At 73.1% G+C, this 22,607-nt stretch carries 17 protein-coding genes; 7 read left to right on the top strand and 10 right to left on the bottom strand.

All coding sequences use genetic code 11. From position 1 onward, the window contains the following. Positions 1-115: 115 nt before the first annotated feature. The 3 genes from ACFWUY_RS03125 (at position 116) to pulA (ending at position 8,407) form a co-directional block, all read left to right on the top strand. Positions 116-1,156, top strand: coding sequence for a LacI family DNA-binding transcriptional regulator (locus ACFWUY_RS03125; protein WP_384101412.1), 1,041 nt, complete (start codon positions 116-118; stop codon positions 1,154-1,156). Positions 1,157-1,291: 135 nt separating this feature from the next. Beyond that, positions 1,292-3,013 carry a carbohydrate-binding module family 20 domain-containing protein gene (locus ACFWUY_RS03120; protein WP_384101394.1) on the top strand — a complete coding sequence of 574 codons (1,722 nt, stop codon included), beginning with the start codon at positions 1,292-1,294 and terminating at the stop codon, positions 3,011-3,013. 93 nt (positions 3,014-3,106) lie between these two features. Then, a complete protein-coding gene (gene pulA, locus ACFWUY_RS03115) occupies positions 3,107-8,407 on the top strand; it encodes a pullulanase-type alpha-1,6-glucosidase (RefSeq protein WP_384101392.1) in 5,301 nt (1,766 codons plus the stop codon). Here pulA and ACFWUY_RS03110 read toward each other — a convergent pair. Beyond that, a complete protein-coding gene (locus ACFWUY_RS03110) occupies positions 8,394-8,912 on the bottom strand; it encodes a GNAT family N-acetyltransferase (RefSeq protein WP_384101390.1) in 519 nt (172 codons plus the stop codon). The two genes, pulA and ACFWUY_RS03110, sit on opposite strands and share 14 nt — an antisense overlap. Positions 8,913-8,977: 65 nt before the next feature. Here ACFWUY_RS03110 and ACFWUY_RS03105 point away from each other — a divergent pair, with 65 nt between their 5' ends. Continuing rightward, complete coding sequence (locus tag ACFWUY_RS03105) at positions 8,978-9,310, top strand: 5-carboxymethyl-2-hydroxymuconate Delta-isomerase (RefSeq protein ID WP_384101387.1); 333 nt, start codon at positions 8,978-8,980, stop codon at positions 9,308-9,310. On the opposite strand, the gene ACFWUY_RS03100 is transcribed toward ACFWUY_RS03105, so the two are convergent. Continuing rightward, the gene (locus tag ACFWUY_RS03100) at positions 9,295-10,056 is read right to left on the bottom strand and encodes a TetR/AcrR family transcriptional regulator (RefSeq protein ID WP_384101385.1); all 762 of its coding nucleotides are present in this window, start codon (positions 10,054-10,056) and stop codon (positions 9,295-9,297) included. The two genes, ACFWUY_RS03105 and ACFWUY_RS03100, sit on opposite strands and share 16 nt — an antisense overlap. Positions 10,057-10,093: 37 nt before the next feature. Between ACFWUY_RS03100 and ACFWUY_RS03095 the strand changes: the two genes are divergently transcribed. Continuing rightward, positions 10,094-10,555, top strand: coding sequence for a hypothetical protein (locus ACFWUY_RS03095; protein ID WP_384101381.1), 462 nt, complete (start codon positions 10,094-10,096; stop codon positions 10,553-10,555). Between the two features lie 8 nt (positions 10,556-10,563). Here ACFWUY_RS03095 and ACFWUY_RS03090 read toward each other — a convergent pair whose 3' ends face one another. The 5 genes from ACFWUY_RS03090 to ACFWUY_RS03070 all read right to left on the bottom strand — a co-directional run bounded on the left by ACFWUY_RS03090 (position 10,564) and on the right by ACFWUY_RS03070 (position 16,985). Continuing rightward, positions 10,564-11,625, bottom strand: a complete 1,062-nt coding sequence (locus ACFWUY_RS03090) for a PDR/VanB family oxidoreductase (RefSeq protein WP_384101379.1) — start codon at positions 11,623-11,625, stop codon at positions 10,564-10,566. Continuing rightward, positions 11,625-12,509, bottom strand: coding sequence for a metal-dependent hydrolase (locus tag ACFWUY_RS03085; RefSeq protein WP_384101377.1), 885 nt, complete (start codon positions 12,507-12,509; stop codon positions 11,625-11,627). Before ACFWUY_RS03085 ends, ACFWUY_RS03090 begins: the two co-directional genes overlap by 1 nt. A 94-nt stretch (positions 12,510-12,603) precedes the next feature. Continuing rightward, positions 12,604-15,021 carry a hypothetical protein gene (locus ACFWUY_RS03080; RefSeq protein ID WP_384101375.1) on the bottom strand — a complete coding sequence of 806 codons (2,418 nt, stop codon included), beginning with the start codon at positions 15,019-15,021 and terminating at the stop codon, positions 12,604-12,606. Positions 15,022-15,110: 89 nt separating this feature from the next. Then, positions 15,111-15,905 carry a tyrosine-protein phosphatase gene (locus tag ACFWUY_RS03075; protein ID WP_384101373.1) on the bottom strand — a complete coding sequence of 265 codons (795 nt, stop codon included), beginning with the start codon at positions 15,903-15,905 and terminating at the stop codon, positions 15,111-15,113. Positions 15,906-15,983: 78 nt separating this feature from the next. After that, a complete protein-coding gene (locus ACFWUY_RS03070; RefSeq protein WP_384101371.1) occupies positions 15,984-16,985 on the bottom strand; it encodes an NAD-dependent epimerase/dehydratase family protein in 1,002 nt (333 codons plus the stop codon). 218 nt (positions 16,986-17,203) lie between these two features. On the opposite strand from ACFWUY_RS03070, the gene ACFWUY_RS03065 reads away from it, so the two are divergent. Both ACFWUY_RS03065 and ACFWUY_RS03060 read left to right on the top strand, forming a co-directional pair. Beyond that, a complete protein-coding gene (locus ACFWUY_RS03065; RefSeq protein ID WP_384101369.1) occupies positions 17,204-17,842 on the top strand; it encodes a hypothetical protein in 639 nt (212 codons plus the stop codon). 46 nt (positions 17,843-17,888) lie between these two features. Further along, complete coding sequence (locus ACFWUY_RS03060; RefSeq protein ID WP_384101367.1) at positions 17,889-19,355, top strand: PepSY-associated TM helix domain-containing protein; 1,467 nt, start codon at positions 17,889-17,891, stop codon at positions 19,353-19,355. Here ACFWUY_RS03060 and ACFWUY_RS03055 read toward each other — a convergent pair whose 3' ends face one another. From ACFWUY_RS03055 to ACFWUY_RS03045, 3 genes are all read right to left on the bottom strand, one after another. Continuing rightward, complete coding sequence (locus tag ACFWUY_RS03055) at positions 19,356-19,904, bottom strand: winged helix-turn-helix domain-containing protein (protein WP_384101365.1); 549 nt, start codon at positions 19,902-19,904, stop codon at positions 19,356-19,358. Positions 19,905-20,254: 350 nt separating this feature from the next. Beyond that, positions 20,255-21,286, bottom strand: a complete 1,032-nt coding sequence (gene glnII / locus ACFWUY_RS03050) for a glutamine synthetase (RefSeq protein WP_384101363.1) — start codon at positions 21,284-21,286, stop codon at positions 20,255-20,257. A gap of 139 nt (positions 21,287-21,425) precedes the next feature. Further along, positions 21,426-22,577, bottom strand: a complete 1,152-nt coding sequence (locus ACFWUY_RS03045; protein WP_384101361.1) for a hypothetical protein — start codon at positions 22,575-22,577, stop codon at positions 21,426-21,428. Between the last annotated feature and the right edge of the window lie 30 nt (positions 22,578-22,607).

The following is a 22,607-nucleotide window of genomic DNA, read 5'->3' as shown; positions in this document are numbered from 1 at the left end:
CTGTTCGGGGCTCCCCGCCGGCGGGGGGGCCCCCCCCCCACCCCCGGGTGGGGGGGGGGGTGGCCCCCCCCCCGGGGGGGGGGGGGGCCCCCCCCCCCCCCCGCGGCTCGCGGACATCGCGGCCCAGTCCGGGGTCAGCGAGGCCACCGTCAGCCGGGTCCTCAACGGCAAGGCGGGGGTGGCCGGCGCGACCCGGCACAAGGTGCTCGCGGCCCTCGACGTGCTGGGTTACGAGCGTCCCGTACGGCTCAAACGCCGCAGCGCGGGTCTCGTCGGGCTCGTCGTGCCCGAGCTGACCAACCCGATCTTCCCGGCGTTCGCGCAGGTCGTCGAGCAGGTCCTCGCCGGGCACGGCTACACGCCGGTGCTCTGCACCCAGATGCCCGGCGGCGCCACCGAGGACGAGCTCGTCGAGCAGCTCGTGGAGCGCGGGGTGGCCGGCATCGTCTTCCTCTCCGGGCTCCACGCGGACGCCTCCGCCGACCCGGCCCGCTACGCCCGGCTGACCGCCCGGGGCGTGCCGTACGTCCTCATCAACGGCTACAACGAGAACATCGACGCCAACTTCGTCTCCCCGGACGACCGGGCCGCGGCCCGCATGGCCGTACGGCACCTGGTCGAGCTGGGCCACGAGCGGATCGGCCTCGCCATCGGCCCCACCCGCTACGTCCCCTCCCGCCGCAAGGCCGAGGGCTTCACCGCCGAGCTGTACGAGCTGCTCGGCGTCGAACGCGCGGACGCGGAACGGTTCATCAGACCCACGCTCTTCGGCGTCGAGGGCGGCCACGCGGCCGCCGAGATCCTGCTCCGCGAGGGGTGCACGGGCATCGTCTGCGCCTCCGACCTGATGGCGCTCGGTGTGATCCGCGCCGTCCGGGCCCGCGGTCTCGACGTGCCGGGGGACGTCTCCGTCGTCGGCTTCGACGACTCGCCGCTGATCGCCTTCACCAGCCCGCCGCTCTCCACTGTCCGCCAGCCCGTCCAGGCCATGGCGACGGCCGCCGTCGGCGCGCTCCTGGAGGAGATCGAAGGCAATCCGGTGCAGCGCACGGAGTTCGTCTTCCAGCCGGAACTGGTCGTCCGCGGCTCCACCGCGCAGCCGCCGGCCAAGGCCGCGGCGGCCTTTTCGCAGGTGGGCCCGCAAGCCCTTACGTAACAACTTGCGTTGAGGGGTCCGGAGGGTTGACCGGGCCCCGGGGCACTCGTACGGTCACGGCTGAAAACAGTTGCTGAAGGTTTCGGCAACTTCTTGCTACACCGACTGCGACACCGACGTCGTACAGGAGGAAGCATGGCCAGAAAAACCGTGGCCGCTGCACTCGCCCTCGTGGCGGGAGCCGCCGCTGTGGCCGTCACGGGAAACACCCCGGCGCAGGCCACCCCGCCCGGCGAGAAGGACGTCACCGCGGTGATGTTCGAATGGAACTTCAACTCCGTCGCCCGCGAGTGCACCGACCGCCTCGGCCCCGCCGGATACGGATACGTCCAGGTCTCCCCGCCCCAGGAACACCTCCAGGGCGGCCAGTGGTGGACCTCGTACCAGCCGGTCAGCTACAAGATCGCCGGACGCCTCGGCGACCGCACCGCCTTCAAGAGGATGATCGACACCTGCCACGCGGCGGGCGTCAAGGTCGTCGCCGACTCCGTCATCAACCACATGGCGAACGGCTCCGGCACGGGAACGGGCGGGACCCCGTTCTCCAAGTACGACTACCCGGGCCTCTGGTCCGGCTCCGACATGGACGACTGCCGCTCCTCGATCACCAACTACGGCGACCGCGGCAACGTCCAGAACTGCGAACTCGTCCAGCTCCCCGACCTCGACACCGGCGAGGAGTACGTCCGCGGCAAGATAGCCGGCTACCTCAACGACCTCCTCTCGCTGGGCGTCGACGGCTTCCGGATCGACGCCGCCAAGCACATGCCGGCCGCCGACCTCGCCAACATCAAGTCCCGGCTGACGAACCCGAACGCGTACTGGAAGCTGGAGGCCATCCACGGCGCCGGCGAGGCCGTCTCCCCGAGCGAGTACCTCGGCAGCGGAGACGTCCAGGAGTTCCGCTACGCCCGCGACCTCAAGCGCATCCTCCAGAGCGAGAAGCTCGCCCACCTCAAGAACTTCGGCGAGGCCTGGGGCTACATGCCCTCCGCCCAGTCCGGCGTCTTCGTCGACAACCACGACACCGAGCGCGGCGGCGACACCCTCTCCTACAAGGACGGCGCGAACTACACCCTCGCCTCCGTCTTCGCCCTCGCCTGGCCCTACGGCTCCCCCGACGTCCACTCCGGCTACGAGTGGACCGACAAGGACGCCGGTCCCCCCAACGGCGGCCAGGTGAACGCCTGTTACACCGACGGCTGGAAGTGCCAGCACGCCTGGCGCGAGATCTCCTCCATGGTGGCCTTCCGCAACACCGCACGCGGTCAGGCCGTCACGAACTGGTGGGACAACGGCAACAACGCCATCGCGTTCGGCCGCGGCTCCAAGGCGTACGTGGCCATCAACCACGAGTCCTCGGCGCTCACCCGCACCTTCCAGACCTCCCTGCCCGGCGGCGCCTACTGCGACGTCCAGTCGAACAAGCCCGTGACGGTGAACTCGTCCGGCCAGTTCACGGCCACCCTCGGCGCCAACACCGCCCTGGCCCTGCACGTCAACGCCACCGGCTGCGGCGGCGGCACCACCCCGACCACGCCGCCGACGACCCCGCCGCCCGCCACCGCCGGCGCCTCGTTCAACGTCAACGCCACCACCGTGGTCGGCCAGAACATCTACGTCACCGGCAACCGCGCCGAGCTCGGCAACTGGAACCCGGCGACCGCCCTGAAGCTCGACCCGGCCGCGTACCCCGTCTGGAAGCTCGCCGTCGGCCTCCCCGCCGGCACGGCCTTCGAGTACAAGTACATCCGCAAGGACGCCGCAGGGAACGTCACCTGGGAGTCCGGCGCCAACCGCACCGCGACCGTGCCCGCGTCGGGCCAGACCGTCCTGAACGACACCTTCCGCAACTAGGGCCCGCCTGCCGGGCCCTGGCCGCCCCCCCTCCTCCGCAGGGCCGCCCCGCCGGGGCGGCCCCCTCTTCCCGTACCTCCAGGGAGCACCCCCGTGATACGCAAGAGAACGGCGGTCGCGCTCGCCGCCGCCCTGTGCGCCACCCTCGCGCCGGCCGTCCCCGCAGCGGCCGCGCCCCGGCCCCCCGCCCCGCCGTCCGACCGGGCACTCGCGGCCGAGCCCGCCCGCCAGGACCTCACCCGCGAGCAGTTCTACTTCGTCCTGCCCGACCGGTTCGCCAACGGCGACACCTCCAACGACCGGGGCGGCCTCACCGGCAGCCGTACGCAGACCGGCTTCGACCCCACCGACAAGGGCTTCTACCAGGGCGGCGACCTCAAGGGCCTGACCCAGCGGCTCGACTACATCAAGGGCCTCGGCACCACCGCCATCTGGATGGCGCCGATCTTCAAGAACCGGCCCGTCCAGGGGGAGGGGAAGGACGCCTCGGCCGGCTACCACGGCTACTGGATCACCGACTTCACCCAGGTCGACCCGCACTTCGGGACCAACGAGGACCTGGAGAAGCTGATCGCCGCCGCCCACGCCAAGGGCATGAAGGTCTTCTTCGACGTCATCACCAACCACACCGCCGACACCGTCGACTACGCGGAGAAGAAGTACGGCTACCGTCCCAAGGGCTCCCACCCCTACCTCGACGCCTCAGGGCGTCCCTTCGACGACCGGGACGCCATCGGGAAGGTCGACGCGGACTCCTTCCCGTACACCCCCGTCAGCTCCGCCGAGAAGGCGGACACCAAGGTCCCGGCCTGGCTCAACGACCCCACGATGTACCACAACCGGGGCGACTCCACCTGGGTCGGCGAGTCCGCCGAGTACGGCGACTTCGTCGGCCTCGACGACCTGTGGACCGAGCGCCCCGAGGTCGTCGAGGGCATGAAGAAGATCTACGAGAAGTGGGTCCGCGACTTCAAGATCGACGGCTTCCGCATCGACACCGTCAAGCACGTCGACCTCGACTTCTGGACCCAGTGGGCCACCGCCCTCGACGCGTACGCCAAGAAGCGCGGCCGCGAGGACTTCTTCATGTTCGGCGAGGTCTACTCCGCCGACCCCACCGTCACCGCCCCCTACGTCACCCGGGGCCGGCTCGACGCCACCCTCGACTTCCCCTTCCAGGACGCGGCCCGCGCCTTCGCCTCCCAGGGCGCCGGAGCCGACCGCCTCGCCAAGGTCTTCGCCGAGGACTACCGGTACACCACCGACAAGGCCAACGCCTACGAGCAGGTCACCTTCCTCGGCAACCACGACATGGGCCGCTTCGGCACCTTCCTCAAGCAGGACAACCCGAACGCGACCGACGCCGAACTCGTCCGGCGGGCCCGGCTCGCCAACGAGCTGATGTTCCTCTCCCGGGGCAACCCGGTCGTCTACTCCGGCGACGAACAGGGCTTCACCGGCGCCGGCGGCGACAAGGACGCCCGCCAGCCCCTCTTCGCCGCGCGGTCGGCCGACTACCTCGACGACGACCAGCTCGGCACCGACCGCACCCACGCGAGCGACGCGTACGACACCGGTCACCCCGTCTACCGGTCCATCGCCGACCTGGCGCGCCTGACGAAGACGCACCCGGCCCTCCGCGACGGCGTCCAGCAGGAGCGGCTCGCCGAGGGCTCCGTCTACGCCTTCTCCCGTACGGACGCGAAGACGCGGACCGAGTACCTGGTCGCCACCAACAGCGCCACCACGGACAAGACCGTCACGGTCCCCGTGGACTCCGCGAACTTCCGTGCCCTGTACGGGGGTCGGGGCGCCGTCGCCGCGAAGGACGGCAAGGTCACCGTCACCGTCCCGGCCCTCTCCTCCGTGGTCCTCAAGGCCGACAAGCCCCTCGCGGACCCGGCCGCCAAGCCCGCCGTGTCACTCGAGGCACCGGCCGCAGGAGCCACCGGCACCGTCGAACTCACCGCCGACGTCACCGGCGGAAGCCTCAACCGCGTCGTCTTCGCCGCCCAGACCGGCAACGGCCGCTGGCAGACCCTCGGCACCGCCGACCACGCCCCCTACAAGGTCACCCAGCACGTCACCGCCCCCGCCGGCACCCCGCTCCGCTACAAGGCCGTCGTCGTCGACAGCACGGGCCGCACCGCGAGCGCCACCGCCGCCACCACGGCCGGCGCGCCCCCGGCCCCCGAGAAGCCGGTCGCCGTCGAACGCACCCACGCGATCGTCCACTACAAGCGCGAGGACGGCGACTACACCGGCTGGACCCTGAAGGCCGCCGGCCAGGAGGCCGCGTTCACCGGCCGCGACGCCCACGGCGCCTTCGCCTGGGTCAAGGTCCCCGAAGGCGCCTCCACCGTCACGTACACCGTCGAGAAGGACGGCACCGCCGACGGCCCCCAGCGGAGCATCACCCTCGGCCGCACCGGCGAGGTCTGGATCACGCAGGGCGCCGAAGGACAGTCCGACACCAACCCGGCCCCCGCCACCCCGGACAAGACCAAGGCCGTCATCCACTACCAGCGCCCGGACGGGAACTACGACGGCTGGGGCCTCCACACCTGGACCGGCGCCGCCCAGCCCACCGACTGGTCCAAGCCCCTCATGCCCGTCCGCACCGACGCGTACGGCGCCGTCTACGAGGTGCCGCTCACCGAGGGCGCGACCTCCCTCTCGTACATCCTCCACAAGGGCGACGAGAAGGACCTGCCCACCGACCAGTCCCTCGACCTCGCCACCTACGGCCACGAGATCTGGACGCTCTCCGGACAGCAGAAGTACCTGCTCCCGACCGTCGGCGGCGCCCCGAACCTCGACCTCGCCAAGGCCGAGGCCCAGTGGATCGACCGGAACACCGTCGTCTGGAAGGTCAAGGCCACCGACGCCACCAGCCAGCAGCTGGTGTACGCGAAGGACGGCGGGATCACCGTCACCGACGGCGCCCTGAACACCGAGGGCCAGTGGCTCCGGCTGAACCAGGCCGCCCTCACCGACGCCCAGAAGGCGAAGTACCCGCACCTCGAGGAGTACCCGGCCTTCACCGTCGACCCGCGCGACGCCGACCGCGTCCGTGACTCCCTGCGCGGCCAGCTCATCGCCACCCAGCGCGCCGCCAACGGCGCCCTGCTCGCCGCCACCGGCGTCCAGACCGCCGGAATCCTCGACGACCTGTACGCGGCGAAGGCGACGAAGGCCGCGCTCGGTCCGGTCTTCCGCGCCGGCCGCACCACCCTCTCCGTCTGGGCCCCCACCGCCCAGTCCGTGGCCCTCGAACTCGACGGCAAGGCCGTGCCCATGCGGCGCGACGAGACCTCCGGCGTCTGGTCCGTCACCGGCCCGAAGGCCTGGGCGGGCAAGCCGTACCGCTACGTCGTGAAGGTCTGGGCGCCCACCGTCCAGAAGGTCGTCACCAACAAGGTCACCGACCCCTACTCGACCGCCCTCACCACCGACTCCGCCCGCAGCCTCGCCGTCGACCTCACCGACACCCGGCTCGCGCCCCGGGGCTGGAAGTCCCTGAAGAAGCCCGCCGCCGTACCGCTCCGCGACGCACAGATCCAGGAGCTGCACGTCCGCGACTTCTCGATCGCCGACCCGACGGCGAAGGCCGGCCACAAGGGCACCTTCCTCGCCTTCACCGACAAGGACAGCAAGGGCTCGAAGCACCTCAAGGCCCTCGCCGACTCCGGCACCTCCTACGTCCACCTCCTGCCCGCCTTCGACATCGGCACCATCCCCGAGAAGAAGTCCGAGCAGACCACGCCCGCCTGTGACCTGAAGGTCTACGCCCCCGACTCCGAGGAGCAGCAGGCCTGCGTCGCCGCGGCCGCGGCGAAGGACGCCTACAACTGGGGCTACGACCCGCTGCACTACACCGTCCCCGAGGGCTCCTACGCCACCGACCCGAACGGCACCCGCCGCACGGTCGAGTTCCGGCAGATGGTCCAGGCCCTCAACGGCCAGGGCCTGCGCACGGTCATGGACGTCGTCTACAACCACACCGTCGCCGCCGGACAGTCCGACAAGTCCGTCCTCGACCGGATCGTGCCCGGCTACTACCAGCGCCTCCAGGCCGACGGCAGCGTCGCCACCTCCACCTGCTGCGCCAACACCGCGCCCGAGAACGCCATGATGGGCAAGCTCGTCGTCGACTCCGTCGTCACCTGGGCCAAGGAGTACAAGGTCGACGGCTTCCGCTTCGACCTCATGGGCCACCACCCCAAGGAGAACATCCTCGCCGTCCGCGAGGCCCTCGACTCCCTGACCGTCGAGAAGGACGGCGTCGACGGCAAGGCGATCATCCTGTACGGCGAGGGCTGGAACTTCGGCGAGATCGCCGACGACTCCCGCTTCGTCCAGGCCACCCAGAAGAACATGGCCGGCACCGGCATCGCCACCTTCTCCGACCGGGCCCGCGACGCCGTCCGCGGCGGCGGCCCCTTCGACGAGGACCCCGGCGTCCAGGGCTTCGCCTCCGGCCTCTACACCGACCCCAACACCTCCACCGCCAACGGCAGCCCCGAGCAGCAGAAGGCCCGCCTCCTCCACTACCAGGACCTCATCAAGGTCGGCCTCACGGGCAACCTCGCCGGCTACACCTTCACCGACACCTCCGGGCGCACGGTCAAGGGCTCCGAGGTCGACTACAACGGCGCCCCCGCCGGATACGCCGCCGCCCCCGGCGAGGCCCTCGCCTACGCCGACGCCCACGACAACGAGACCCTCTACGACGCCCTCGCCTTCAAGCTCCCGGCCGGCACCAGCCCCGCCGACCGGGCCCGCATGCAGGTCCTCGCCATGGCGACCGCCACCCTCTCCCAGGGCCCGGCGCTCTCCCAGGCCGGCTCCGACCTGCTCCGCTCCAAGTCCCTCGACCGCAACTCGTACGACAGCGGCGACTGGTTCAACGCGATCCACTGGGACTGCCGCGAAGGCAACGGCTTCGGCATCGGCCTCCCGCCGGCCCCCGACAACAAGGCCAAGTGGGGCTACGGAAAGCCGCTGCTCGTCAACCCGGCCCTGACGGTCGGCTGCGAGCAGATCGACGGCGCCTCCGCCGCCTACCGCGACCTGCAGAAGATCCGCACCACCGAACCGGCGTTCTCCCTCGCCACGGCCGGGCAGGTGCAGTCCGCGCTGACCTTCCCGCTCTCCGGCCCCGCCGAGACCCCGGGCGTGATCACCATGCGCCTCGGTGACCTGGTGGTCGTCCTCAACGCCACCCCGGCGAGCACCTCCCAGAAGGTCACCGACCTGGCGGGCAAGGCCTACGGCCTCCACCCCGTCCAGGCGGCCGGCGCCGACACCGTCGTCAAGTCCGCCTCCTACGAAGCCGCTTCGGGCACCTTCACGGTCCCGGCGCGGACGGTGGCGGTCTTCAAGGCCGGGTGACCGGGCGCTCCATCAGGGTGACCCCGTAACGCGTGCCGTCGGCGGCGAGCTTTCCCGGCTCCTCGCCGACGGCACGGTAGCCCGCGGCCTCGTAGTACGTACGGAGCCGCGGGTTGTTCGTCAGACAGTCCAGCCGGGCCAAGGTCCGCCCGGCGGCCGCGATCCGCCGCTCCGCGTGCGCGAGCAGCGCCCGCCCGGTCCCGGCGGGCGCCGCACCCCGGACCGTCATCAGCCGGTGGACATAGCCGGCGACCGGCGGCCGCGGCCCCCAGGCCTGCTCGTCCTCCCACCACAGCTCGTACGCGCCGACCGCCCGGCCCTCGTGGCAGGCCAGCCACACCTCACCGGCGGCGACGCGCCCCCGGAAGTGCTCGGCGCTCTTCCCGCCGGGTTTCCACTGGTCTATCCCGCTCCGCACCATCCAGCGGGCCGCGCCGTCGTACATCTCCACCAGCAGGCCGGAATCGTCCTTGTCCGCCTGCCGGAAGGTCACTTGTGCTGTCATGGCGATCACCGTAAAGGTGTGGCCAGACATCCGACAGCCGTATCCCTCTGGCCGGGAGTGACCCCATGCCGCAGATCACCGTCGACTACTCCGCGCCCCTCGACCGGCGCGGCTTCGCGCTCGCCCTGCACCCGCTCGTCGTCGAGACGGTCGACACGGAGCTCGGCTCCTGCAAGACCCGCTTCCGGGAGGTCGAGGAGCTGGTCGTCGGCGACGGATCGACGGACGACGTCATCGTGCACGTCGAGATCGCCCTGCTGTTCGGCCGTACCGACGAGGTCAAGGCACGGCTCTCGAAGGCCGTCCTCGACCTGCTGCCGGCGTACGTGAAGGCGACCGAGGGCGTCCGGCTCTCCGTGGAGGTCCGTGACCTCGAATCGTCCTACCGCAAGCGCTGATCGGGTACGACGGACGCCTCGGGCCGCTGATCGGACACTGCGGACCCGGCGGACACCGCGGGCACCAGCGCGACGAGCCGGGCCACCAGCTCCCCGAAGGGGCCGTCGGCCGGCTCGTCGGCGAGGATGCCGACGAGGATCTCCGCCATCTCCGGGTCGTACGCGGCACTCACCGCGGCCAGCGCCGCGAAGTCGTGCACGAGCTGCAACTCCAGCTCCGCACGCGGGACCCGGCGTCCGTCCAACCAGAGCAGCGCCGTCGACTCGGCGAGCGACACCCACGAGCGGACGACCAACTCGAGCCGGGCCGAGGGCCTCCCGACCTCCAGATGCGCCAGGATCTGCTCGTACGCGGCCTGCCGCACCTCGTCGATCATCGCGTTCGTCGTGGAGGAACCCACGGCGGGACCGCCCCGCATCAGCGCCGCGAACCCCGGACCGTGCTCGTCCACGAAGTCGAAGAACCGGCCCATCACCCGCAGCAGCCGCGCCCCGAGGGGCCCCTGCGGCGGCTCCACGAACCGGGCCGCCAACTCGTCGGCCGCCCGCCGCAGCGCCGCCTCGTAGAGGCTCTGCTTGCCGGGGAAGTAGTGGTAGACCAGCGGCCGCGAGATGCCCGCGGCGGCGGCGATCTCGTCGATGGAGACCTCGTCGGGAGAGCGGTGGCTGAAGAGTTCGAGAGCCACCCCGATCAACTGCTGCTTGCGCTCCTCGACGCCCATCCTGCGGCGCACCCCGGTCGTCATACGAACAGCCTAACGGGGTCCGTTACGCTGCTGCCTCATGAGCGCTTCCGACCAGGACACCAAGGCCGCCGAGACCGCCGGGGCCCCCGGGGCCCCTGAGGCCGGAGAGACCTCCGGAGAGACCTCCGAAGAGGAAGTCGGCGAGGACTCCGCCGGGGAGCGTGCCGCAGAGGACGGCGAGGTCGCCGTCGAGGTCTGCGTGGACGAGGAGGACGAGGAGGGCGAGGAGGAAGGCCCCTCGACGGGGCTCACCCCCAAGCAGGCGCGGCGGTTGCGCGTCGCCGCCGCCTCCGTGCTGCTCGTGGCGATGGCCGTGGTCCTCGTCGTCCGCCTCGCGAGCCGGACGTCCGTCCTGGTCGTCGGCGTGTACGGGCTCGCCATGATCCTCTGCGGGATCGTGATCGAGCTCTCCCGCAACGGCCGTACGCGGCTCGGCACCTGGCTCCTGGTGGGAGGCCTCCTCGCCGCGCTGGCCTTCGACTGGCTGATCCTGCCGTAGGACCGCGGTCAGAGGTCGAGCACGAGCCGCTTCCCCGCGCAGCGCGAGACGCAGATCAGCATCGAGTCGTCCCGTTCGGCGTCGGTGAGCAGTTCGTCCCGGTGGTCGACCTCGCCCTCCAGGACCCGCTGCCTGCAGGTCCCGCAGAACCCCTGCCGGCAGGAGTACATGACGCCGGGGACCTCCTCGCGTACCACCGCGAGGACCGACCGGTCGGCCGCCACCGTCACCGTACGGCCGGAGCGGCGCAGTTCGAGCTCGAAGGCGGTGCCGCCGGTCGTCGCCGCGGCCGAGAAGCGTTCGAGGCGCGGCGCCCGGCCCTCCGGCATCGCCGCCGTCACCGCGTCCGCCAGACCGTCGGGGCCGCAGCAGTACACGAGGGTCCCGTCGGGGACGTGCGCGAGGAAGCCGAGGTCGGGGCGGCCCGACTCGTCCTCGGCGACCACCGTCACGCGGTCGCCGCCCAGTGCCCCGACCTCCGCGAGGTACGGCATCGTGGCCCGGCTCCGTCCGCAGTACACGAGCCGCCAGTCCGCCCCGGCCGCCTCGGCGGCGCGCAGCATCGGCAGGACCGGGGTGATGCCGATGCCGCCGGCGACGAAGACGTACGCGGGGGCGTCGGCCAGCGGGAAGCGGTTGCGCGGGCCCCGGATCTCGATCTCCACGCCCTCGTGGAGCCGCTCGTGGACCTCGCGCGAACCGCCCCGGCCGCCCTGCTCCTCCTCGATGAGGCGCGTCGCCACCGTGTACGAGGAGAGGTCGGCCGGGTCGCCGCAGAGCGAGTACTGCCGTACCAGGCCGGAGGGCAGGACGAGGTCGACGTGGGCGCCCGGCTGCCAGGCGGGCAGGTCGCGTCCCTCCAGGCGCAGTTCGACGACACCGTCGGCGGGTGTGGCGCGCCCGGTCACCACGGCCTTGCGGGGGACGGTGCTGCCCCTGCCGTACCCGGACACGGGTTCGTCGAGGGCGGGCATCGGCCACAGCGGGGCCGTGGACATGCGGCTGCGGACGGCGCGGCGGACGAGCAGGGCGGCGCCGGTGACGAGGGCGACGGTGGCGAACCGGGGCATCAGCGGCCCCCGTTGGCGCCGGGGGAGGCGGCTAGGTAGGCCGTGGCCTGCGCGGTGTCGCCCTCCTGGGAGGGGTGGTAGGCGCGGCTGAGGTAGCGGGGTATGGAGCGCAGCATGTCCGGCGTGGAGGGCAGCACGCCCTGCCGGCCCTTGCGGACGAACTGGCCGAAGGAGGCCTTGCCGTCGAGGAGGCTGGGGTCGTTCTCCATGAAGAAGCGGACGCCCCGCTGCCAGAGGAAGACGAGCGCGGAGAAGGCGAGCGCCCAGGTGCGGGCGCGGCGCCGGTAGCCGCCGTCGAGGTGCATGAAGAGCTCGAAGGCGACCGAGCGGTGCTCGACCTCCTCCGCGCCGTGCCAGCGCAGCAGGTCGAGCATGACGGGGTCGGCGCCGACCCGGTCGAGCTCGTCGGCGTTGAGGACCCAGTTGCCGAGGAACGCGGTGTAGTGCTCGATGGCGGCGATCATCGCGACCCGCTCCATCAGCCACCAGCGGCGCGGCCGGCCCGGCGGCAGGGTCCGGTCCCCGAGGAGCTTCTCGAAGAACCAGTCGACCTGCGCGGTGTACGGGGTGGGGTCGAGGCCCTGTTCGCGGAGGTGGGGGAGGACGTCGTCGTGGGCCTGGGAGTGGACGGCCTCCTGGCCGATGAAGCCGATGACGTCCGCGCGCAGCCGGTCGTCGGTGATGTACGGCAGCGCCTGCTTGTAGACGTGCACGAACCAGCGTTCGCCGGCCGGGAGCAGCAGGTGCAGCACGTTGATGGTGTGCGTGGTGAAGGGATCGCCGGGTACCCAGTGGAGCGGGGTCTCCTCCCAGTCGAAGGAGACCTTGCGGGCCTTGAGCTCGACGCGCTCCGACGCCACCGGTGCAGGCTGCGTATTAGACATGCCGTCAATGTACTGAGGGGTAGGCGGTGGCGACAGGTTCGTGCGGCGTCTTTCTGGCCGCGGGGGAGGGGAGCACGGGAGGAGGCGGGCCCACTCAGCGCAGGGCTCCCACCCGCGTCCCGTCCCGCAGGGTGCCGTCCAGGTCCGCACGCGCGCCCGCCCTCGCCTTCACCGCGAGGACCGGGCCGTCCGAGCGGCCCTTCACCCCGCCCGAGACCTCCAGGGCGGTGAAGTCCGGGCCGCCCGCCGCCAGGACGTACCAGCCGCCGCTCGGCGCCTGCCACAGCACGCCCGCCAGGACCCGGGGATCCCGCACCCCGCAGGCCGGTGAACCCTCGGAGCGGGCCGCGAGCGCCGCCGGGACCGTGGGCGACGGGACCAGGAACTGGGCGAGGACCCTGCCGCCCGTCCCCCGCCAGGTCTCCGCGCGCGTGCACAGCCAGGTGCCCTGCCCGGCGCCCTCGGGGAGCGGCTGACGGGCGAACCGCCAGGCGTTCACCGACCGCACCCCGTGCGCCCGTACCGCCGACAGCCCGCAGGCCGTACGGGCCCACGCCTCCCGCGCCTCGGGTCCCGTCGCGTCCACCGGCGCGGCCGGCGCGCCCCACAGGAGCCGGGCGGGGGCCAGCTCGCCCAGGTCGGCGAGGAGCCGCAGCCCCGAACCGTCCCGCACCTGGAGGGTGTTCCAGCGGGTGCACCCCTTCGCGACGGCGGGGCTGGGCACCGGCTCGGTCGTTCCGTGCGCGTCCCGCACCAGCGGCCGGGGATCCTTCGAGGGCGCGAGGAGATCCCGTACGGCCGTCTCCTTCACCCAGGGCGCCGTCAGGTAGCGGACGTTGCCCGCGGCGCGGGAGAGCACGAGGGCAGCCGAACCGACGGTGTCGGCCCCGTCCGTCCGCGCGAAGTCGAGCGCGGCGCCCGCCGCGCCCTCGACCGGCTCCGCGTACCGCACCGCCCGCAGCCCGTCGTGGAGGAGCACCACCCGGGCCCCGTCCACCACACCGGCGAACAGCAGCTGCGGCGGCCCCATCGGCGGGCCCACCGGCGTCCCGGGCGTCGCCGACGAGCGCACGGAGGCGCCGGGCCTCGCCCAGACCGCGAGCGCCCTGCGCAGCAGCGCGCTGTCCCCGGTCAGACCGCCACGGGCGGGCCACACGGAGAAGTCCTGCCGGGTCGAACCGGGCCAGGCGGCCGGGGCGACCCGCTTGAGCGCCCCGGGGTCGAGCGCGGCCTCGGCGGCCGGGTTACGGGCGTACGAGGGCGCCGCAGCACCGTTTCTGCCCCATCCGTCCCCGGGCAGCCCGAGCAGCGCCCCGCACACGGCGAGCGCGGCGACGGCGACGACCGCGGCACGACCGTGCTGCCGCCGCCGCAGGAGATCGGTGGGCCGGGCCTGAAGCGCACACGGATCGAACTCGTCGGATTCGAGCAACGCGGCCCCACTGACACGGCCGGAGCGGGCGGGACCGGCGATGCCCCCGGGGATCGTGGGGCCGCCGGTGCCGTGAACCCGGTCGGCGTCGTGGGTGGCCGCGGGTCGGCCGGTGTCGTGGGCGGCCGCGGGTCGGTCGGTGCCGTGGACTCGGTCGGCCCCGCCGGCGCCGTGGGTTCGGCCGGTCCCGCCGGTGCTCGCGTGTCCGTCCCGGCCCAGGGCGTCGGTGCCGTTCCCGGACCGGCCGCCGCCCCTGCGGGGACCACCCTGCTCGCCGACCCTGTCGGCGCGGCCGTCCGGGCCGGGGTCCCGGCCGAGCTGCCCGGCTCCCCCCGTACCCCCGCCCCCGGTCTTCCCGGGTCCGCCGGGTCCGTGGGGGTCCCGGGGTCCTGCCTGCCCGCCGACCCTGCCCGTACGCCCGTCCCGGCCGGAGCCGTCGGCGGCGTCGGGGTTCCCGGCCGGCCCGGCGGCCCGGCTCTCCGGGGCCGGGACCCCGGCCGGGGTCCCGGCCTCCGGTTCGTCCACCGCCTCCGCCTCCGCCAGCGCCGCCGCCGGGTCCTCGACGCCGACCGACGCCAGCACCCGCAGCACCTCGGGGTCGCCCTGGCGTTCCAGGCCGCGCAGGACGTAGGCCGCGCGGCCCGGACCGGAGAGCCGGGACAGCCGCTGGTCCAGGGCGAGTTCGTCGGCGCCGCCCACCCGGGGGAACAGCCGCAGCCCCCACACGTGCGGGAGCAGCGGCGGGAACTGCGCCCGGCGCGGCAGCGCCAGGCGCCGCAGCGGCAGCCCGGCGACGAGCGCCTGCCGCAGCACCTCGCCGCGTACGTACGCGTAGCCGGGGTCCACCGCGTCCTCCGCGAGCCGCGGCTCCGGTACGGCGGGGCCCGGGACCCGGCGGCGCGGCAGCGAACGCTGGACGAGCGCGTGCGCGGTCAGGACCCGGCGGTTGCGGCCGAGCGCCGGAGGCAGCACGAGGTACGCGATGCGGACGAGACGCGGATAGCGCTCGACGAGCGCGGCCTCGGCCTGCTCGACGTCGACGGGGCCCACGGGCGAGGGAACGAGATCCTGGGTGCTCACGTTCAGCAGAACGAGCGATTCTTCCGATGGTCACCCCGGTCCGGGGCGGTCCCGCCGCGCCGGGCGGAGCCCCCGGCCCCAGGACACCGTCAGTACACCGTGAGCCGCTCGCGGATCCGCTCCGTCACCTCGTCCGGGACGCCAAGCCCCTCCCGTACGTACTTCTCCATCGACCCGTGCCGGAGCGCCACTTCGTCCAGCGCCGCCTCCAGGTACTCCGGCAGGACCCCGATCAGGTCGAGCGCGAGGTCGGGGTCGCCGCCCTGGGCCGTGAACCCCTCGATCATCGGCGCGAACGCCTGCCGCACCGCCGTGTTGACCGCCAGGTACTCGCTCCGCACCGTCTTCTCGTCCGCGCCGAGCAGACCGAGGACGACCGTCGCCGCCCAGCCCGTCCGGTCCTTGCCCGCCGCGCAGTGGAACAGCAGCGGCCCGGCACCCGGCGCGCCCAGTTCGGTGAGGAGCGTGCGGTAGGAGGCGCGGCCGGAGTCGCTGGAGACGAAGGTCCGGTAGGTCTGGGCGAAGGCCGCCCGGACCTGGCCCCCGCCGAGGTGCTCCTCGGCGAGCGCCGGGTCGGTGAGCAGTTCCTTCAGGCGGGCGGCGGGCGGCAGCCCGCTGACGGCCAGGTGGTCGGCGAGCACGTCCGCGACGAGCAGCCGCGTGCCGGTGGGCAGCCGGTCGGGCCGCTGACCGCGCTCGGACTCCGTACGGAGGTCGACGACCGTACGGAGACCGAGGCCGGCGATCGCGGGTTCGGCCGGATCGAGCCGGTCGAGCTGCGCGGAGCGCAGGACCAGACCGGGACGGACGGAACGCCCGGCCCCGAGCGGCAGGCCGCCGAGATCCCTGAGGTTGGCGACGGAGACGGCGGGGATGGCGGGCATGCGGCGACTCCTCCGGTTCGTACGCGTTCGTCTCGACCGTACGGGATCACCCCTGTTCGGGCAGTTCCAGCTGTTTCCTCACCCCACCGAGAGCTTCGCGAGAAGCTCCGCCTCCCGTGCGGAGGAGAGGCCGACCGGCGGCCGGTCGGGTCGGCGCGGCGCGACCCCGCCGAGCGATTCCAGCCATGCCCACGTGTCGGCGACCGTCTCCTCGGCGGACCGGCAGCGCAGTCCGGCCGCGAGCGCCCGGGAGACGTCGGCGGTGTGCATCGCGTCGTACATCTCACCCGGCGGCAGCCACACGGGCAGCTCCGTCCACGGCTCCACCCCGGCCGCGAGCAGCGTCCCGGGATCGGTCCAGCGGAGCTCCGCGTCCGAGCCGGTGACCCGTACGCAGGCGTCGAGCAGCTCGCCCATGGTCGTGTGGCCGGGCGGCGAGACGAGGTTGTACGGACCCGAGAGCCCGGCGGCCACCGCGTCCAGCGTCCATTCGGCCAGGTCACGGCCGTCGACGTACTGGATCGGCAGGTCGGCGGGGCCGGGGGCGAGGACCGGGCCGCCGTGCGCGATCCGGCCGAGCCACCAGGGGAGCCGGCCGACGTTCTCGTACGGGCCGACGATGAGGCCCGCGCGGACGAGCAGCGTCCGGTCCGCGCCGAAGGCGGCCGTGGCGGCGAGCTCGCCGCCGCGCTTGGCCTCCGCGTACGGCACGTCCCCGGCGTCCGGGGAGCCCTCCACCAGCGGTCCGTCCTCGTCGAGTCCGGCGGCCGGCGGCCACGCGTACACGGAACGGCTCGACACGTACGCGTACCGCCCGACCCGGTCGGCGAGCAGCCGGGCCGCGTCCCGCACCGCCGAGGGGGCGGCCGACCAGGTGTCCACGACGGCGTCCCAGGAACCCGTGGCGAGAGCGGTGAGGCCGTCAGGACCGGTGGTGCGGTCGCCGAGCAGCGAGGTGACCCCCGCCGGCGGCGCGTGCCGGCCCCGGTGGAAGACGGTCACCTCCCAGCCCCGTCCGAGCGCGGCCTCGACGACCGCGCGGCCCACGAACTCCGTACCTCCGAGCATCAGCAGTTTCATGATCAGAGCCTGCCCGGCGGCGCGGCGGGGGGCCAGCGCTTTCCGCTCCGGGAGGATTCCGCCACGGGAGGAACGACAGGGGACCGGGGTCTCGTGCGCCGCGCGGCGGGGTGACACCATGTCGGACGATGACGGATGCCCGGTCGCCCCTGCGCGCACTGCGAGCCGCCCTGTTCGCGGTGGTGTGCGTCAGCTTGGCGGCCGTGGGGCATTCGTCCATGTCTGCGCACCGGCTTCCGGCGCTCGGCCTGCTCGCCGCCTTCGTGGTGACGGCGGTCGGCGCGTGGGCGGCGGCGGGCCGGCGCCGGGGCGCGCCGACGATCGCGGGCGCGCTGTTCGCCCTCCAGGGCGGACTGCACCTGATCTTCTCGATGGCCGGTTCCCACCCCGGGGACACGGGCCGTCCGCCGACGACGCACCCGCACGGCATGATCGGCATGCCGGGGACGCACGCGACGCACGGCACGGGCGCGACCACGGACACGCTCTCCGGCCCAGGCGCCGGATTCGGATTCGGCACCGGTTCCGGCATCGGATTCGACATCGACATCGACATCGACGTCGACACCGGCATGCTCGCCGTACACCTGATCGCCGCCCTCCTCTGCGGCCTCTGGCTGGCCCACGGCGAAGCGGCGTTCTTCACGCTGGCCCGAGCCGCCCTCGCGTACGCCTTCACCCCCCTGCGCCCGCTGTTCGCGCACGTCCGCGTCGCCGAGACCCCGCGCCGCCCGCTCCGCAGGGCCCGGCGGAGCGGGCGGCGGCCGCACACCGTCGTCCTCGCGCACGCCCTCTCCCGGCGCGGCCCGCCCCGGCTGTCCGTACCCCGCGCCACGGCCCTCGGAGCACACGTCTGACCCCGGGGGTCCCTTCCCCCTGTCTGCACCGACTCCTAGGACAGTCATGACCATCGACGATCCCGCACGCCCGGAGACGTCCGAGGTGCCCGAGGCGCCACGGCCGGAAGCCACCTCCGCCGCACCGCCGGAAGCCACTCCCGCCCCGGGGAAGGCCGGGACCTGGAGCGCCCTGCGCCCCCTCGTCCTCCGCCTCCACTTCTACGCGGGCGTCCTCGTCGCCCCGTTCCTGCTCGTCGCCGCCGCCAGCGGCCTGCTGTACGCGCTCTCCTTCCCGGCGGAGAAGGTGGTGTACGCCCACGAACTCGAAGTGCCCGTCGGCGACACGGTCCTGCCGCTCTCCCAGCAGGTGAACACCGCCCGCAAGGTCAACCCGAACGGCACCGTCACCGCCGTCTGGCCCGGCGCCGAACCGGGGGCGACCACCCGGGTCCTGATGGCCGACCCCGACGTCCCCGAGGGCACCTCGCTGGCCGTCTTCGTGGACCCGTACACCGGGGACGTACGCGGGCAGCTGCCCAGCTACGGCAGCTCCGGCGCCCTGCCGGTGCGGACCTGGATCGACGGCCTGCACCGCGATCTGCACCTCGGCGACCCCGGCCGCAACTACAGCGAACTGGCGGCCAGTTGGCTGTGGGTCATCGCGCTCGGCGGCCTGCTGCTCTGGCTGGGCCGGCGCCGGAAGAACCGCCGCGCCCTGCTCGTCCCCGAGGGCGGTCCGGCCTCCCGCCGCCGCACGCTGTCCTGGCACGGCTCGGTCGGCCTGTGGGCGGTGACCGGACTCGTCCTGCTGTCGGCGACGGGCCTCACCTGGTCGCGGTACGCGGGCGAGAACATCGGCGCGGTCCAGGACGGTCTCGGCGGCGCGACCCCCACGCTCACGGCGACCGTCGGCTCCTCGGAACACGAGGGCCACGAGGGCCACGAGGGCCACGGCGGAGCCCGCACCGGGGGCGGCGGCACCGCGCAAGGCCCCGACATCGGCCTCGACCGGGCGCTCGGGGCGGCCCGCGGCGCGGGCATCGACAGTCCGCGGGTCTCGGTGGTCCTGCCCGCCGACGGCAAGGGGTACGTGGTCAAGGAGACGGACACCCAGTTCCCGCTCCAGCTGGACTCCGTCGCCGTGGACCCGGCCGACGGCACGGTCCTCGACCGGCTCGCCTTCGCCGACTACCCGCTGCTCGCGAAGCTCACCCGGATAGGCATCGACGCGCACACCGGCGTCTTCCTCGGCCTGTTCAACCAGCTGGCACTGGCGGCCCTGGCGCTCGCCCTGATCCTGCTGATCCTCTGGGGCTACCGCATGTGGTGGCTGCGCCGCCCGGGCCGCCCGGCGGCGCGCGGGGCATGGCGGCGCGTCCCGGTGACCATGCTGCTGCCGCTCGCCGCGGCCACGGCGCTCGTCGCCTGGTTCGTCCCGCTGCTCGGCCTCAGCCTGCTGCTGTTCCTGGCGGCGGACCTCGCCCCGGCCCTGGTGGCGAAGGCGAGGGCGAGGTCCCCGCGGAAAGCCTGATCAGGGCGTGTACTTGTAGCCGACCCGCCGCACGGTCTGGATCGTGTGGCGGTGCTCGGCGCCCAGCTTGCGGCGCAGCCGGGCCACGTGCACGTCGACCGTACGCCCGTCGCCGACGTGGCCGTACCCCCACACGGTGGTGACCAACTGGTCGCGGGTGTGCACCCGGTGGGGGTGTGCCACCAGGTGGGCGAGGAGCTCGAACTCCAGATAGGTGAGGTCGAGGGCCCGCCCGTCCACGACGGCGATCCGCCGCACCCCGTCGATGGTCACGGCCCCCTGCTCCTCCAGCGCGACGGGCGCCGGCGCGGGCGCGGCGACGGGCTGCCGAGGCTGCTGGTCGGCCGGTACGAGGACCAGGTAGCCGACCATCGGCGGCCGGCCGGGCAGTGTCGGCAGGGTGTGCGGGGGAGCGGGCAGCAGGGTCGCGCCGGGCGGCAGGAACTCCGCGACCTGGGCGAAGTCGATGACCTCGTCGGGGTCGACGGCGCGCAGTCGGTGGCGTCCGGGACGGACGGCCGTGAGGGAGGCACTCTGGGTGTGGGCCATGAGAGGTCAGCTCTTTCGCGCGGGAAACGGACGGACAGGTGTCGTACGTCGTGCGCGTCGGCCGAAGGCCGGGATCGGACCGTACCGATCGGGGCTTTAGAGGGCCGACGCGTTCCTCGCGCGGCAACACACCCGGTCGAAGTCGTGATGCTGCCGGGAGGGCCAGAACGGCTCGAGGTCGTGACGACCCGTCGCGGTGTCGTTCTGTGTGATGGCCATATCCCTACTCTACTACTCGGGAATGCCGGTGAGCAGCCCCCGTCGGTCAAAACCCGTGTCGTTCTTCCCACATGACGGAAGGGGCGCCCACCGTGCGAAACGGTGGGCGCCCCTTCCGGAAGGCGTGCGGATCAGACCTGGCCGGCCTTCTCCAGGGCCTCGCAGCAGGTGTCCACCAGGAGGCGGGTCACCACGTACGGGTCCACGTTCGCGTTCGGGCGGCGGTCCTCGATGTAGCCCTTCTGGTCCTGCTCGACCTGCCACGGGATGCGGACCGAGGCGCCGCGGTCCGAGACGCCGTAGGAGTACTGGTCCCACGGGGCGGTCTCGTGCAGGCCGGTGAGGCGGTCGTCGATGCCGGCGCCGTAGTTCTTGACGTGGTCGAGCGGCTTCGAGCCCTGGCCGAGGGACTCGGCGGCGGTGATGATGGCGTCGTAGCCCTCGCGCATCGCCTTCGTGGAGAAGTTGGTGTGCGCGCCCGCGCCGTTCCAGTCGCCCTTCACCGGCTTCGGGTCGAGCGTCGCCGAGATGTCGAAGTCCTCGGCCGTGCGGTACAGCAGCCAGCGGGCGATCCACAGCTGGTCGGAGACCTCCAGGGGAGCCAGCGGGCCGACCTGGAACTCCCACTGGCCCGGCATGACCTCGGCGTTGATGCCGGAGATGCCCAGACCCGCCTTGAGGCAGTTCTCCAGGTGCGCCTCGACGACGTCACGGCCGAAGATCTCGTCCGCGCCGACACCGCAGTAGTAGCCGCCCTGCGCGGCCGGGAAGCCGGCCTCGGGGAAGCCCAGCGGGCGCGAGCCCTTGAAGAAGGTGTACTCCTGCTCGATGCCGAAGATCGGCTCCTGAGCGGCGTACGTCGCGGCGACCTCGGCCAGCGCGGCGCGCGTGTTGGACTCGTGCGGCGTCATGTCCGTGTTGAGGACCTCGCACAGCACCAGGATGTCGTCGCCGCCGCGGATCGGGTCCGGGCAGGAGAAGACCGGCTTGAGGACGCGGTCCGAGGCGTGGCCCTTGGCCTGGTTCGTGCTGGAACCGTCGAAGCCCCAGATCGGCAGCTCGTCGAGCGCGAGGGCGTCACCGACGATGATCTTCGTCTTAGAACGGAGCTTCGCGGTCGGCTCGGTGCCGTCGATCCAGATGTACTCAGCCTTGAAGGTCACGGGCCTCATCCTTTGGGCGTGCTGCTGCGGGTGTCGCAACGGCTCGCGGCGCTGCGAGAAGCTGCGGTGTTCGGTGTCCGGTCGCAGCTTCGCAACACGGGATTTCCCGTCGGTTGCCCGAATGTGAACCCCGTGTTACTCAGCCTTCCTGTGTTTCCCGCAGCCGCTGTGTGACGGTGTGGGCGTTCAGGAGTCCTTCGAGCCCGGCGTCACGGATCCGCCGCACCACCTCGGCGTACGAGGTGCCGAGGGCCTCCGCGGTCCGTCCCGGGTGCCAGTCGCAGGAGGCGAGCCGCTGGAGCAGGTACCCCTTCCTGATCTGCTTCTCCGACAGCCGGAACGTCTTCAGGTAGGCCGCCCGGCCCTTGTGGTCGGTGATCAGCTCGCCGATGTGCTGCTCCCGGCCGCCCCGCTCGAACGGCGGGAGGAACCGGTACAGATCGAACGGCCCCGCCCGGTACACCCGGTCGAAGGCGTACGAGGTCTCCAGGAGGTCCCGCGCCATCAGGCCGTCGTGCGCCGCGGCCCAGGCCCGCTCCTGCTCCCGGGCCGCCGCCCGCAGGTCCGCGAGGGTACGGATGCCGCCGGCCCCGTCCCTGATCCGCGCCGTGAACTCGGGCACGGGCGCTCCGTAGTACGCGTACTGGTGCACCAGCTCCCCGTACAGGTCCTCCACGAGCGTCGGGTGCAGCGGCCGGTAGTCGTCCGGGTGCGGCACCACGAAGGCCGCGGCGAGCGCGTCGGCCACGTACAGGAGCAGCCCGCACTGCCCCGGGTGCAGCTCGAAGAGCCGCAGCGCCTCCGCGAGCCCCGGCACCGCCCACCCCGCGTACGCCGCCTCGGCGCGCGGCGAGAGCCCGTGCCGCAGGGCCTCGCGGGACCAGTCGTCCCACACCACCGAAGGCCCGCCGAAGTGCAGGGCGAGATACCCCTCGAGAGCGAGGTGGAGCGGGAGGAAGCGGAGCCGCCGTTCGCCCTGGCGCCGCTTGGCCGTCCGGTGGATCCGGCGCACGGGCACGCAGGCGGGCGGCGGCTCCTCACCGCCGAGCCGGGTCCCGTAGGCGGCGGACTCCGCCCCCGTCCCCGACCAGTCGGCGACGAAACCGTGCGGGATGTAGGAGGCGGTGCGGTCGGGCAGGTCGACGGAGCCCCACCCGTCGAGGCCCCCCTGGACCTCGCGGTGCAGCCGCAGGCCGGGCACCGGCTCGGCCCGGACGAGCGGCACGAGCCGTACCCCGCCCCACACCTGAGCCGGCCGGACGTCGAGCCCGGTCAGATCGATCCGGGTCATGCCCCGGCCCCCTCTCCCGCCCGGGTCATG

The sequence above is a fragment of the Streptomyces sp. NPDC058664 genome, from assembly GCF_042716635.1.
GTDB lineage: Bacteria > Actinomycetota > Actinomycetes > Streptomycetales > Streptomycetaceae > Streptomyces.
The sequence above is the reverse complement of the archived record's forward strand: the minus strand, read 5'-3'. Positions and strand labels throughout refer to the sequence as shown.